General features: G+C 68.4%; 13 protein-coding genes and 2 pseudogenes. 10 read left to right on the top strand and 5 right to left on the bottom strand.

Annotation, left to right across the window (positions count from 1 at the left end; genetic code table 11):
* Positions 1-86: pseudogene (locus A5678_RS27915) on the bottom strand (hypothetical protein); the annotation flags it as partial.
* On the opposite strand from A5678_RS27915, the pseudogene A5678_RS12915 reads away from it, so the two are divergent.
* A pseudogene (locus tag A5678_RS12915) lies at positions 73-633 on the top strand (RDD family protein); the annotation flags it as partial. The pseudogenes A5678_RS27915 and A5678_RS12915 sit on opposite strands and share 14 nt — an antisense overlap.
* 41 nt (positions 634-674) lie before the next feature.
* Complete coding sequence (locus A5678_RS12910; RefSeq protein WP_068042872.1) at positions 675-1,835, top strand: cystathionine gamma-synthase; 1,161 nt, start codon at positions 675-677, stop codon at positions 1,833-1,835.
* Between the two features lie 95 nt (positions 1,836-1,930).
* Here the strand turns inward: A5678_RS12910 and greA are convergent, their stop codons facing one another.
* Positions 1,931-2,425 (bottom strand): transcription elongation factor GreA, encoded by a 495-nt coding sequence (greA, locus tag A5678_RS12905; protein ID WP_007168983.1) that lies wholly within the window; start codon positions 2,423-2,425, stop codon positions 1,931-1,933.
* A gap of 220 nt (positions 2,426-2,645) precedes the next feature.
* Complete coding sequence (locus A5678_RS12900; RefSeq protein ID WP_068042874.1) at positions 2,646-3,080, bottom strand: DUF4307 domain-containing protein; 435 nt, start codon at positions 3,078-3,080, stop codon at positions 2,646-2,648.
* A gap of 108 nt (positions 3,081-3,188) precedes the next feature.
* Here A5678_RS12900 and mca point away from each other — a divergent pair, with 108 nt between their 5' ends.
* From mca to A5678_RS12880, 4 genes are read left to right on the top strand one after another with little or no spacing between them, the layout of a single operon-like run.
* Positions 3,189-4,061 (top strand): mycothiol conjugate amidase Mca, encoded by an 873-nt coding sequence (mca, locus tag A5678_RS12895; protein WP_068042870.1) that lies wholly within the window; start codon positions 3,189-3,191, stop codon positions 4,059-4,061.
* On the top strand, positions 4,058-4,354 hold the full coding sequence (locus A5678_RS12890) for a hypothetical protein (protein WP_068042868.1): 297 nt from the start codon (positions 4,058-4,060) through the stop codon (positions 4,352-4,354). The genes mca and A5678_RS12890 overlap by 4 nt, the downstream gene beginning before the upstream one ends.
* Positions 4,341-6,362, top strand: coding sequence for a thioredoxin domain-containing protein (locus A5678_RS12885; RefSeq protein ID WP_068042866.1), 2,022 nt, complete (start codon positions 4,341-4,343; stop codon positions 6,360-6,362). The genes A5678_RS12890 and A5678_RS12885 overlap by 14 nt, the downstream gene beginning before the upstream one ends.
* Positions 6,363-6,373: 11 nt before the next feature.
* Entirely contained in the window at positions 6,374-6,745 is a 372-nt protein-coding gene (locus A5678_RS12880; protein ID WP_068042864.1) for a nuclear transport factor 2 family protein, read from the top strand.
* Between the two features lie 4 nt (positions 6,746-6,749).
* Here the strand turns inward: A5678_RS12880 and A5678_RS12875 are convergent, their stop codons facing one another.
* Complete coding sequence (locus A5678_RS12875) at positions 6,750-7,529, bottom strand: hemolysin III family protein (protein ID WP_068042861.1); 780 nt, start codon at positions 7,527-7,529, stop codon at positions 6,750-6,752.
* A 155-nt stretch (positions 7,530-7,684) separates the two neighbouring features.
* Between A5678_RS12875 and A5678_RS12870 the strand changes: the two genes are divergently transcribed.
* From A5678_RS12870 to A5678_RS12860, 3 genes are all read left to right on the top strand, one after another.
* A complete protein-coding gene (locus A5678_RS12870) occupies positions 7,685-8,473 on the top strand; it encodes a (2Z,6E)-farnesyl diphosphate synthase (protein WP_068042860.1) in 789 nt (262 codons plus the stop codon).
* Between the two features lie 97 nt (positions 8,474-8,570).
* Positions 8,571-9,944, top strand: coding sequence for a hypothetical protein (locus A5678_RS12865; protein WP_068042857.1), 1,374 nt, complete (start codon positions 8,571-8,573; stop codon positions 9,942-9,944).
* Between the two features lie 208 nt (positions 9,945-10,152).
* On the top strand, positions 10,153-10,578 hold the full coding sequence (locus A5678_RS12860) for a hypothetical protein (RefSeq protein ID WP_068042856.1): 426 nt from the start codon (positions 10,153-10,155) through the stop codon (positions 10,576-10,578).
* Between the two features lie 4 nt (positions 10,579-10,582).
* Here the strand turns inward: A5678_RS12860 and coaA are convergent, their stop codons facing one another.
* Complete coding sequence (coaA, locus tag A5678_RS12855; protein WP_067210576.1) at positions 10,583-11,521, bottom strand: type I pantothenate kinase; 939 nt, start codon at positions 11,519-11,521, stop codon at positions 10,583-10,585.
* A 114-nt stretch (positions 11,522-11,635) separates the two neighbouring features.
* Here coaA and glyA point away from each other — a divergent pair, with 114 nt between their 5' ends.
* The gene (glyA, locus tag A5678_RS12850; RefSeq protein WP_068042854.1) at positions 11,636-12,916 is read left to right on the top strand and encodes a serine hydroxymethyltransferase; all 1,281 of its coding nucleotides are present in this window, start codon (positions 11,636-11,638) and stop codon (positions 12,914-12,916) included.
* The last annotated feature ends 2 nt before the right edge of the window (positions 12,917-12,918 follow it).

The following is a 12,918-nucleotide window of genomic DNA, read 5'->3' as shown; positions in this document are numbered from 1 at the left end:
GCGTCGTCGAGGCGGCTGCGCAGGAACCCGTACGACGACATCCAGGCGTCGTTGAAGATCTTGGCAATGTAGCCGCCCCCGCCGTCCTCCGGAGGGTACGCGCCGCCGCCTCCCGGACCGGCGATCCGCACGTTGCCGACGGAGTCCTACACGCCGTGGCTGACCCGGCTCGTGGCGTTCATCATCGACATCCTCCCGTACGCCGTCGTGCACGGTATCGGGACCGGGATCCTGGTCGCCACCCAGCAGACGTCGTGCATCACCGACGTCACGCAGTACGCCGTAAACCAGTACTGCGCGACGCAGAACTCGAGCATCGGCCTGGCCGCGCAGTGGTTGGCGTCGCTGGTGGGGCTGATCTATTTGATCTGGAACTACGGCTACCGGCAGGGCACCACCGGTTCGAGCGTCGGCAAGTCGGTGATGAAGTTCAAGGTTGTCAGCGAGGTCACCGGCCAGCCCATCGGTTTCGGAATGTCCGTCGTGCGTTCCCTCGCGCACTTCGTCGACGCCATCATCTGCTTCATCGGTTTCCTTTTCCCGCTGTGGGATTCGAAGCGGCAAACGCTGGCGGACAAGATCATGACGACGGTCTGCCTGCCGCTCGATGGGACCGAGCAACAGCTGGGCTAGTCGTGCGGTAGCGCAGGCGGCCGTCGCCTAGGCTGTCGTCGATGAGCGACGACCACACCGGACACTTCACCGGACTCGCCACCAAAGCGATTCACGCGGGCTACCGGCCGGACCCGGCGACCGGGGCGGTCAACGCGCCGATCTATGCCAGCAGCACGTTCGCCCAAGACGGCGTCGGCGTGCTGCGCGGCGGGTTCGAATACGCGCGCACCGGCAACCCGACGCGCGCCGCGCTGGAGGCCTCGCTCGCCGCCGTCGAAGGGGGCAGCTACGGGCGGGCGTTCGGTTCCGGCATGGCCGCGGCCGACTGCGCGCTGCGGGCGATGCTGCGGCCCGGCGACCACCTGATCATCCCCACCGATGCCTACGGTGGCACCTTCCGGCTGATCGACAAGGTGTTTACGCAGTGGAACGTCAACTACACGCCGGTGGCGCTCTTCGATGTGGACGCCGTGCGCGCCGCGATCACGCCGCAGACCCGGCTGATCTGGGTGGAGACACCGACCAACCCGCTGCTGTCCATCGCCGACATCACGGCTCTCGCCGAACTGGGCAAAGAGTTCTCTGCAAAAGTGTTGGTGGACAACACTTTTGCCTCACCCGCACTGCAGCAGCCGCTGACGCTGGGCGCCGACGTGGTGCTGCATTCGACCACCAAGTACATCGGTGGGCACTCCGACGTGGTGGGCGGGGCGCTGATCACCGACCACGCGGAGTTGGACGAGGCCTTCGCCTTTCTGCAAAACGGCGCGGGCGCGGTGCCGGGGCCGTTCGACGCCTACCTGGCCATGCGCGGCCTGAAGACGCTGGTGCTGCGGATGCAGCGACACAGCGAAAACGCTTCGGCCGTCGCGGAATTCCTTTCCGGGCATCCGGCGGTGAGCAGCGTGCTGTACCCCGGTCTGCCAGGCCACCCCGGGCATGAGATCGCCGCCCGCCAGATGCGCGACTTCGGGGGCATGGTGTCGGTGCGCATGCGAGGCGGCCGGCAGGCCGCGCAGGATCTGTGCGCCCGCACCGAAGTGTTCATCCTGGCCGAATCGCTCGGCGGCGTCGAGTCATTGATCGAGCACCCGAGCGCCATGACGCACGCGTCGACGGCCGGTTCCCAACTGGAAGTGCCCGACGACCTGGTGCGGCTGTCGGTCGGCATCGAAGATATCGCCGACTTGCTGGCCGACCTCGACCAGGCGCTGGGCTGACAACGGCGAGCAGACGCAAAATCGCACGCGCAAAGACCGTTGGATGCGATTTTGCGTCTGCTCGCCGGAGGCCGCGGCGGGTCGCCACCATCTGACTACGAGTGGTAGGGCTCCGCGCTGACCAGCGTGACCTCGACGGTGTTGCCGTTGGGGACCACGTAGCTGCGGGTCTCGCCCACCTTGGCGTCGATGAGGGCGCCGCCCAGCGGTGAGTTGGGCGAATACACCTCCAGCTTGCCGTCGTTGACGCCCTCCTGGCGGGTGGCGATCAGGAACGTCTCCGTGTCCGACTTGTCGCCGTTGTAGTAGACCTTCACCACCGAACCGGGCAGTGCGACGCCGGATTGCTTGGGCGCTTCGCCGACCTTGGCGTTGTTGAGCAGGTCCTGCAGCTGACGAATGCGGGCCTCTTGCTGGCCCTGCTCTTCGCGGGCGGCGTGGTAGCCGCCGTTCTCGCGCAGGTCCCCTTCTTCACGGCGGTCGTTGATTTCCGCGGCGATGACCGGGCGATTAGCGATCAATTGATCGAGCTCCGCCTTCAGCCGGTCATGCGACTCCTGGGTCAGCCAGGTCACCGAAGTGTCCGTCATCTTGTCGTGCTCCTCGTGTTGTCGTTCCGCGTACCCGCGTAAGCCTGTTTAACCCCGCCGCCGGAGTATCCGGGTCTGCTCCCCGTGTGCTGCCGGTCCGTTGTGCCCACGGCCTTAATGCAGCAATACACGGTCCCATCAGGAACCGTGCATTCACCCATGTTACCACCGCGCAAACAATTGATGACTCGAAATTCGCAGTTCGGCTGTTGTTACGGGGTCACGCCGGCCGCAGATAGGCGGGCACGTCGGTGCCGCAGCCATAGATGTCGGCCATCACCGGCGGTTTGCTGGACTTCACCGTGGTGGTCAGCTGCACCGTGGCCGCCTCCGACGGTGGGACCAGCACTTCCCGCCTCCCCGTCTCGCTGCCGTCCTTAGCCCGGACCCGCACGATGCAGTCCACCGGCCGCGACGGATCGGATCGCGTCACGCTGATCGTTACCGACGCCGTCTCGTCGTCGATCACCCGATAGCTGCCCAGCGTGCCCGTCACGGCACTGGTGCCCAGCCGGCGATAGCCGACGACGGCGATGACCAGGCCGGCCGCCACCACCAGCACGCCCAGCACGATGATCACCCAGCGCCGGGGCACGCGCGGGCGCCCAGCGCGCCCGTAGCGGGCCTCCGGGAGCGAAGGGGAAGTTTCGGTCATGCCTGGGTATGCCTGAGTGGTCGGCTGCCGGACACCGGCCGGCAGCATGCAACGAAGAACTGGAATTATAGGTTCAGTCCGGCGACCGGAAGACCGACAAGGGGGCACGTGAGCGAACTGCGGTTGATGGCGGTGCACGCCCACCCCGACGACGAGTCCAGCAAGGGCGCGGCCACCCTCGCCCGCTACGCCGACGAAGGTCACCGGGTGCTGGTGGTGACGTTGACCGGCGGTGAGCGCGGCGACATCCTCAACCCGGCGATGGACCTGCCCGAGGTGCACGGCCGCATCGCCGAGATCCGCCGCGACGAGATGGCGAAGGCCGCCGAGATTCTCGGCGTCGAACACACCTGGCTGGGCTTCGTCGACTCCGGCCTGCCCCAGGGCGACCCGCCGCCCCCACTGCCCGAGGGATGCTTCGCGCTGATGCCGCTCGAGGAGTCGGTCGAGGCGCTGGTGCGCGCGGTCCGCGAGTTCCGCCCGCACGTGATCACCACCTACGACGAGAACGGCGGCTACCCGCATCCCGATCACATTCGCTGCCACCAGGTCTCGGTCGGCGCCTTCGAGGCGGCCGGGGACTACCGGCGGTTTCCGGATGCGGGTGAGCCGTGGGCGGTGTCCAAGCTCTACTACATCCACGGGTTTCTGCGGGCGCGGATGCAGCTGCTGCACGACGAGGCCGTCAAACACGGCCACGAACCCCCGTTCAGGAAGTGGCTCGAGCACTGGGACGCCTCGCACGACCCGTTTGAATCCCGGGTCACGACGCGCGTCGAGTGCTCGAAGTACTTCAGCCAGCGCGACGACGCGCTGCGCGCGCACACCACCCAGATCGACCCCGAGCACGACTTCTTCGCCGCGCCCATCGAATGGCAACAGCGGCTCTGGCCGACGGAGGAGTTCGAGCTGGCACGCTCCCGGGTGCCCGTCCGGCTGCCCGAAGACGACCTATTCGCCGGAATCGAGAGTGACGGGTGAACCACTTCATTTTGACGGCCGGCGCGCTGGCCGACGGCCCGCCACAGCACACCGGGCCCGACTTCGGCAAGGCCAGCCCGATCGGGCTGCTGATCGTCGTGGTGCTGCTGATCGCGACGCTGTTGCTGCTGCGCTCGATGAACAAGCAACTAAAGAAGGTGCCCGACTCGTTCGACCCCAAGCATCCCGAGCCGGATCAGGCCGCCGACGCGGTCGACGAGGCGGACAACCGCCCGCCGGGCCAGGCGAACGGACCGGAGCGGGCACCGGGACCCGGCGATGAGCCCGGCTGACGCTGCCGCGACGAACACCCTCGGGCTGGCCACCAGCCCGTATCTGCGCCAGCACGCCGACAACCCGGTGCACTGGCAGCAGTGGACCCCACAGGCGCTCGCGACCGCGGCCGAGCGCGACGTGCCCATCCTGCTCTCCATCGGCTACGCGGCCTGCCACTGGTGTCACGTGATGGCCCACGAATCGTTCGAGGACGACGAGGTGGCCGCCGCGATGAACTCCGGGTTCGTCTGCATCAAGGTCGACCGGGAGGAACGACCCGACCTCGACGCCGTCTATATGAACGCCACCGTGGCGCTGACCGGACACGGCGGTTGGCCCATGACGTGTTTCCTCACGCCCGACGGCCGGCCCTTCTTCTGCGGCACCTACTACCCGAAAGACGGTTTCCTGCAACTTCTTTCGGCGGTGTCCGCCACCTGGCACCAGCGCCGCGGCGAGGTGGAGGTGGCGTCGGATGCCATCGCGGGTGAACTTCGCGCGATGGCTTCCTCTCTCGGGGGGATGCCCTCCAGTGGTCCGAACGTCGCGCCGGCGCTGTGCGACCACGCGGTCGCCGCGGTGCTCGACGACCGCGACGCGGTGCACGGCGGCTTCGGCGGCGCGCCCAAATTCCCGCCGTCCGCGATCCTCGAGGCCCTGCTGCGCCATTACGAGCGCACCGGCTCGATGGCGGCGCTGGAGGCGGTAGCGCACACCGGTAACGCGATGGCCCGCGGCGGCATCTACGACCAGCTCGCGGGCGGGTTCGCCCGTTACAGCGTCGACAACGCTTGGGTTGTACCGCATTTCGAGAAGATGCTGTACGACAACGCGTTGCTGCTGCGTGCCTACGCACACTGGGCGCGGCGGACCCGGGATCCGTTGGCGCGCCGGGTCACCGCCGAGACCGCGCGCTTCCTGCTCGACGATCTGGCCGACGGCGTCCTGTTCACGTCGTCGCTGGACGCCGACGCCGACGGCCGCGAGGGCTCGACCTATGTCTGGACGCCCCGACAGCTCACCGAGGTGCTCGGCCCTGACGACGGACCGTGGGCCGCAACCGCTTTCGCGGTCACCGCGTCCGGCACCTTCGAACACGGGACGTCGGTGCTGCAAATGCCCGCCGATCCCGACGACCCGCAACGGCTCGAACGGGTCCGGGCCGCGCTGCTGACCGCCCGGCTGGCCCGCACCCAGCCCGGGCGCGACGACAAGGTCGTCACATCCTGGAACGGCCTGGCGATCACCGCGCTGGCCGAGGCCAGCGTCGCCCTGGACGCGCCCGAATTGGCTGGGGCCGCGCGCAATTGCGCACGCGCACTGCTCGACTCGCATCTCGTCGACGGGCGGCTGCGGCGCGCCAGCCTGGGCGGGGTGGTCGGCGACAGCGCCGCCATCCTCGAGGACCACGCGATGCTGGCCACCGGCCTGCTCGCCCTCTATCAGCTGGACGCCGACACCGGCTGGCTGACGGCGGCAACGGACCTGCTCGACACCGGGCTGCGGCGCTTCGCCGACCCGCACCAGCCCGGCCGCTGGTTCGACACCGCCGACGACGCCGAGCGGTTGATGCTTCGGCCCGCCGACCCGCTCGACGGGGCGACTCCATCGGGCGCGTCGTCGATCACTGAGGCGCTGCTCACCGCGGCGCACATGGTCGACGGCGACCGCGCGGAGCGGTATCTGCGGGCGGCGGGCGACGGGCTCACCGCGCATTCGGTGCTGCTGGAGCGGGCGCCACGCTCGGCGGGACACTGGCTGGCCGTGGCGGAAGCCGCGGTGCGCGGACCGCTGCAGATCGCGGTCGCCTGCGAGCCGTCGCGGTCGGCGCTGCTGGCCGATGCGCGGCGATTGGCGCCCGGCGGTGCGATCGTCGTGGGCGGCGCGAAGGACTCGTCGACGCTGCTGGCCGGCCGGGACCGGGTGGCCGGCGCCGACGCCGCCTACGTGTGCCGCGGCCCGGTGTGCGACTTGCCGGTCACCACCGCCGAAGACCTCGCGAGGACGCTCGCCGCGCCACGGTAGCCTGACGTTTCATGCCGAGCGCCCAACACATCACCGATACGGTCAACCGCTACATCGAACTGGTCGCCAAGGGCGGCGCCGACGAGCTGGTCGAGCTGTACGCCGACGACGCCACCGTCGAGGACCCCGTCGGCGGCGAGATGCACATCGGCCGCCAGGCGATCCACGGCTTCTACTCGGCGGTCAACGACGTGCAGCGCGAATGCGAGCTGGTGACGCTGCGGGTCGCCGGCAACGAGGCCGCCTTCCATTTCCGCCTCACGATCACCGCGGGCGAGCACCGGATGGCGATCGAGCCGATCGACGTGATGGCATTCGACGAGGACGGCAAGGTCGCGCACATGAAGGCGTACTGGTCCCCCGCCGACGTCAAGCAGCTGTAGTCGCTCAGTGCACCAGCCACGCGTGGTCGCCGACGTAGAACACCGCGAACCACATTGCGATGTAGTGCAGGAGCGCCGCGATCGCGGTGAAGGCGTGAAAGAACTCGTGATAACCGAACGTCCTGGGCCACGGGTCGGGCCAGCGTAGCCCGTAGAAGATCCCGCCGACGCTGTAGAACACGCCGCCGACGGCCAGCAACACCATCGCTGCCACGCCGGCCTTGTGCAGAATCGTCGGGCAATACCAGACGGCCACCCAACCGAGCAGCAGGTATAGCGGCACACCCAACCAGCGCGGCGCGGTGGGCCAGCACACCTTCAGCAGGATGCCCGCCACCGCGCCGCCCCACACGATCCACAGCACCTCCACGCCGGTCTGCTGCGGCATGGCCAGGCGCGCGAACGGTGTGTAGCTGCCGGCGATGAACACGAAGATCATCGAATGGTCCAGCCGCTTCATGCGCTTGCGCGCCGTCTCGGACGTCCACTGCACCCGGTGGTAGGTGGCGCTGACGGCGAACATCGCAAAAGTGGCCGCCGCGTAGACCAGCGTCGAATGACCGGCGCGCGGCGAGGAGACGGCCCACGACACCGATACCAGGGTGGCGCCGGTAATGATCGCCAGCCACGCGGAGAAGAAGTGAATCCAGCCGCGCATGCGTGGCTTGCTCAGTGCATGGGCCGCACCCTGGGCAAGCTGTTCGACGGGGTTGCCGGGCGCGATGGCCTCGGATTCGCGATCCGGGCTCATCGAATCGGCAGACGTGCTCGTCTGGCTTCTCATGTCTCCTGTGCCCTCGTCTTGCAGGTCGGGGGATTACCAGTGGCTACTTATCACCCACAGTAATCGGCAACGGTCACGGCGTGGTCTCGGCCGCGCGTGACATCGCCCGAATCACAGAGGGGAATTTGGTGCGGCTCACAGTAGGCTGAATCTCCGTGGAAATTATCCCGCCGCGTCTCAAAGAGCCGCTGTATCGCGTCTACGAGTTGCGGCTGCGGCAGGGCCTGGCCTCCGCCAAATCCCACCTTCCCCGTCACATCGCGGTCCTGTGCGACGGCAACCGGCGATGGGCTCGCGACGCCGGCTATACCGACGTCAGCTACGGCTACCGCATGGGTGCGGCGAAGATCGCCGAGATGCTGCGCTGGTGCCAGGAAGCCGGCATCGAGATGACCACGGTCTACCTGCTGTCCACCGAAAACCTGCAACGCGACCCCGACGAGCTGGCGGGACTCATCGAGATCATCACCGACGTCGTCGAGGAGATCTGCGCACCGGCCAACCGCTGGAGCGTGCGCACCGTCGGCGATCTGGAGCTGCTGGGCGAGGAGCCGGCCCGGCGCCTGCGCGGCGCGGTGGAGTCCACACCCGTCGTGGCGACGTTCCACGTCAACGTCGCGGTCGGTTACGGCGGCCGCCGCGAGATCGTCGACGCGGTGCGGGCATTGCTGAGCAAGGAACTCGCCAACGGTGCGTCCGCCGAGGAGCTCATTGACGCGGTCACCGTCGACGGTATTTCCGAAAACCTTTACACCTCTGGGCAACCCGATCCCGACCTGGTGATCCGCACGTCGGGGGAGCAACGCCTCTCCGGGTTCCTGCTGTGGCAGAGCGCGTATTCGGAGATGTGGTTCACGGAGGCGCACTGGCCCGCATTCCGCCGGGTCGATTTCCTGCGTGCGCTGCGTGATTACAGTCAGCGGCACCGCAGATACGGCAAGTAACAGGTCGGCACGCATTGGACCCCGTGCCGATCGCAAGGGCGGCGTGAGCCGGGCGCAGCGGGTCGGCACGCATTGGACCCCGTGCCAAACTAGGTGCATGGCTGCGCTGTCGGCGGTGGTTTTCACGCTGAGCGGGTGGCTGGGGCTGTACCTGCTCGCTCGCGATCCGCGGAAGCCGGTGCTCGTGTTGGCGGCGATCGGGCTGTGCGGTTTCGCGCTCGTGGTGGCGCTGGATGCCGTGCGGACCGCGAGCCCTGCATACGCGCACCTGCTCAGTCGCGTTGAGATCTACCTGGTGACCATTCCCGGCGTGGCGTGGTTCGCGGTGCTCGTCGAGATGTCCCGGCCCAGCGACGGTGGGAGGGCGCGCACCCGCGAGGTGTTGCTGGTCGGCGGGGTCGCCGCGCTGACCCTGTTCGGGGCGACGCTGGCCCGCAGCGTCGAGGGGCCGCTGCGTACGGGCCACTGGCTGATGTTCGCGGTGATCTCGCTGTCCACATTCGGCGCCATGGGCGTCGCGTTACGGCAGCCGCGCCGCCCGCGGTCGGCCGTCGGACTCGCCGTCGTCGCGACGCTGTTCTTCGCGCTGGGCAATGCCATCCTGATCATTCCGCTGGGCCTGGTGCCCAGCTGGGTGGCGCTGGCGTCGACGAGTATCGACGTCCTTTCACTCGGGCTCGCCGTCGCCCTGTGGGACGCGTTCGACGAGGGCCAGGCGTTGCGCGCCGACATGCTGCGCTCGTTCGCCGGCTCGGTGGCGGTGGCAGTGCTGTTCGGCGGCCAGGCGCTGATCGGCCTGGCGCTGACCCGCGGCGACACGGCCGCACAGACCGCGCTGACGGTGCTCTTGTTCACCAGCCTGGCGGTGGCGATCAGCGTGCAGGTGCTTGCCGATCCGCTGGCCGGGGTGCTCGACCGGCTGGCATTCTCCAAATCGCCCGCGCTGCGCGAAGATCGGGCGGCGCTGCGGAACACCGGCGCGGCGCTGCCATTGCGACGGTCGGTGGGTCCGCTCGACCACGTTGACGACGTCACGTTCGCCAGGCTCACTCGCCGCGCCCTGGGCCACTACGGCGACTTGAGCAAGCTGGTCGCCAGCCCGTTGACCGCATTGCCCGTGATCGATGAGCGGCTCGCCGCCCGGGGCGCGCCCGACCATCCGCTGGAGCGGGCCAACGAACTCAAGGCGGTTCTCGCGGACGCGATCGGCCGGCTCAAACCGCGTGACGCCGGCGATTTCGGGACCACCGAGCAGTGGCGCCACTACAACTCGCTGTATTTCCCCTACGTCGTCGGGGTGCGCGCGTACGCGCAAAACGCCACCGCCGCAGGACTGGATCCCACCGCCCGGCAGGCCTGGCATTGGTTGGTCACCGAGGTCCCGCAGCGCTCGCTGCACAACTGGCAGAACGCCGCCGCACGGCTGATCGCCGCCGACCTGCGCGGGCGGGTGCCGGTGCCCAGCGACTAGCGCGATCCTGTGACTGCTGTGGCTGTTGAGCGCCAGACTGGCGTCCGTCGAATAACAATCTCGATTCCTGCTCGCGAACGGGAATAGCTCGGCGAACCCGCTGGTCTTTGTATCCGTGGCAGTAGTTGGCAGTGCCACGAGTCGATATGGCAGTGCGCCGGCGGCACGCTGATGTTCGACCCAATCCGCCATCGCGAGGAGTAATCACATGATGTATGCATCTGGCGCGCCCGGTCTGCAAACCCGCCCCCTCTACGACGCGACCGACTCACTGCTGCGTTTCGCCATGCGCGCCGACGCCACGCTGACGAGCCTGTGCGGTTTGGCGATCGCTTTTCTGGCCGACCCGCTTTCGTCGCTGACGGGCCTGACGTCGCTGCAGGAGTACAGCCTTGGCGCCTTCTTCGTACTGGGCGGCTTGGTTGTCTTCAGCCTCGCGGCGGCGCCGAACCTGCGCCGCGTCGGAATCGGCGTCGTCGTGGCCAACGTCGTGTTCACGCTGGGCGCCATCGTGGCCGCCGAAGCGCTGCCCCTGTCGGCGACGGGGATTGCCGCCACCCTGGCGGGTGGCGTGTACACCGCGGCGTTCGCCGGACTGCAGTACCTCGGGGTGCGTCGGCTCGAGACGGCGTGACCGCTTAGAGCTTGCGCAACCGGAGCCGGTTGATCGAGTGGTCGGCGTCCTTGCGCAGCACCAGGGTGGCCCTGGGCCGGGTCGGCAGGATGTTCTCGACCAGATTGGGCCGGTTGATGGACCGCCAGATCTCGCGCGCCGCCGCGACCGCCTTGGTGTCGTTGAGGGCCGAGTAGTGGTGGAAGTGTGACTCCGGGTCGGCGAAGGCCGTGCCGCGCAGCGACAAGAACCGCGACACGTACCACTGCTCGATGTCTTCGATCCGGGCGTCCACGTACAGCGAGAAGTCGAACAGGTCCGACACCATCAGGGTCGGACCGGTCTGCAGGACGTTGAGGCCCTCTAGGATCAAGATGTCGGGATGGCGCACGACGTGCTTGGCGCCGGGGATGATGTCGTATTTCAAGTGCGAGTAGACCGGTGCGCACGCGTAGTCGCTGCCGGATTTGACCGACGTCACGAACCGCATCAGCGCCCGACGGTTGTAGCTCTCGGGAAAACCCTTGCGGTGCATCAGGTTTCGTCGATCGAGTTCGGCGTTCGGATACAGGAAGCCGTCGGTGGTCACCAGGTCCACCCTGGGGTGGTGATCCCAGCGGGCCAGCAGGGCCTGCAGCACGCGGGCGGTGGTTGATTTGCCGACCGCGACGCTGCCGGCCACGCCGATCACGAACGGCACCGGCCGGTCCGGGTTCTGTTGCGGCTCGCCGAGGAACTCCGCCGTCGCGGCAAACAACCGCTGGCGCGCGGCGACCTGCAGGTGGATCAGCCGGGCCAGCGGCAGGTAGACCTCTTCCACCTCGAGGAGGTCCAGCTGCTCGCCGAGACCGCGCAGGCCAACCAATTCCTCTTCGGTGAGGGCCAGCGGCGTCGACATGCGAAGCGCGCGCCATTGCTTTCGGTCGAACTCCACGTAGGGGCTCGGCTCGCTAAGCCGCGGCATAGTGCAAGTGTTGCAGGGGCGGACGCGCCCCCAACGGCTGGGCTGGCTAAACCGTCGCTGGATAGACTGGCCCCCGTGACTGCTGCACCTGACGCCCGCCCCTCCACGTCCGTCATGTCCGCCGCGCTCGCCGAGGTCGACCCCGACATCGCCGAGCTGCTCGGCAAAGAGTTGGGCCGTCAGCGCGACACCCTGGAGATGATCGCCTCGGAGAACTTCGTGCCGCGCTCGGTGTTGCAGGCCCAGGGCAGCGTGTTGACGAACAAGTACGCCGAGGGCCTGCCCGGCCGGCGCTACTACGGTGGCTGCGAGTACGTCGACGTCGTGGAGAACATCGCGCGGGATCGGGCGAAGGCGCTCTTCGGGGCCGACTTCGCCAATGTGCAGCCCCATTCGGGCGCGCAGGCCAACGCCGCCGTGCTGCAGGCGCTCATGACGCCGGGGGATCGGCTGCTGGGTCTCGACCTCGCCAACGGCGGACACCTGACGCACGGGATGAAGCTCAACTTCTCCGGCAGGCTCTATGAAACCGGCTTCTACGGTGTGGATCCCACGACGCATCTGGTGGACATGGACGCGGTGCGGGCCAAGGCCCTCGAGTTCCGCCCCAAGGTCATCATCGCCGGGTGGTCGGCCTACCCGCGGATTCTGGACTTCGCGGCGTTCCGCTCGATCGCCGACGAGGTCGACGCCAAGCTGTGGGTGGACATGGCCCACTTCGCGGGCCTGGTAGCCGTCGGACTGCACCCCTCGCCGGTGCCGCACGCGGACGTGGTGTCCACGACCGTGCACAAGACGCTCGGCGGTCCGCGTTCCGGCCTGATCCTGGGCAAGCAGGAGTACGCCAAGTCCGTCAACTCCGCGGTGTTCCCCGGCCAGCAGGGCGGCCCGCTGATGCACGTCATCGCGGGCAAGGCCGTCGCGCTCAAGATCGCCGGCACCCCCGAGTTCGCCGACCGGCAGCAGCGCACCCTGTCCGGCGCTCGCATCATTGCCGACCGGCTGACGGCCCCCGACGTCGCCAAGGCCGGCGTGTCGGTGGTCAGCGGCGGCACCGACGTCCACCTGGTGCTGGTGGACCTGCGCAACTCCCCGCTGGACGGCCAGGCCGCCGAGGACCTGCTCCACGAGATCGGCATCACGGTCAACCGCAACGCGGTTCCCAACGACCCGCGGCCGCCGATGGTGACGTCCGGCCTGCGGGTGGGCACCCCGGCGCTGGCGACCCGCGGCTTCGGGGATGCGGAGTTCACCGAGGTCGCCGACATCATCGCCACCGCGCTGGCGGCGGGCAGCGGGGCGGACCTTTCCGCGCTGCGGCAGCGGGTGACGCGGCTGGCCAGGGATTTCCCGCTGTACGACGGTCTCGAGGAGTGGACGCTGGTCGACCGCTAGAC

The sequence above is a fragment of the Mycobacterium sp. E2733 genome (genome assembly GCF_001667585.1).
Lineage (GTDB): Bacteria > Actinomycetota > Actinomycetes > Mycobacteriales > Mycobacteriaceae > Mycobacterium.
The sequence above is the reverse complement of the archived record's forward strand: the minus strand, read 5'-3'. Positions and strand labels throughout refer to the sequence as shown.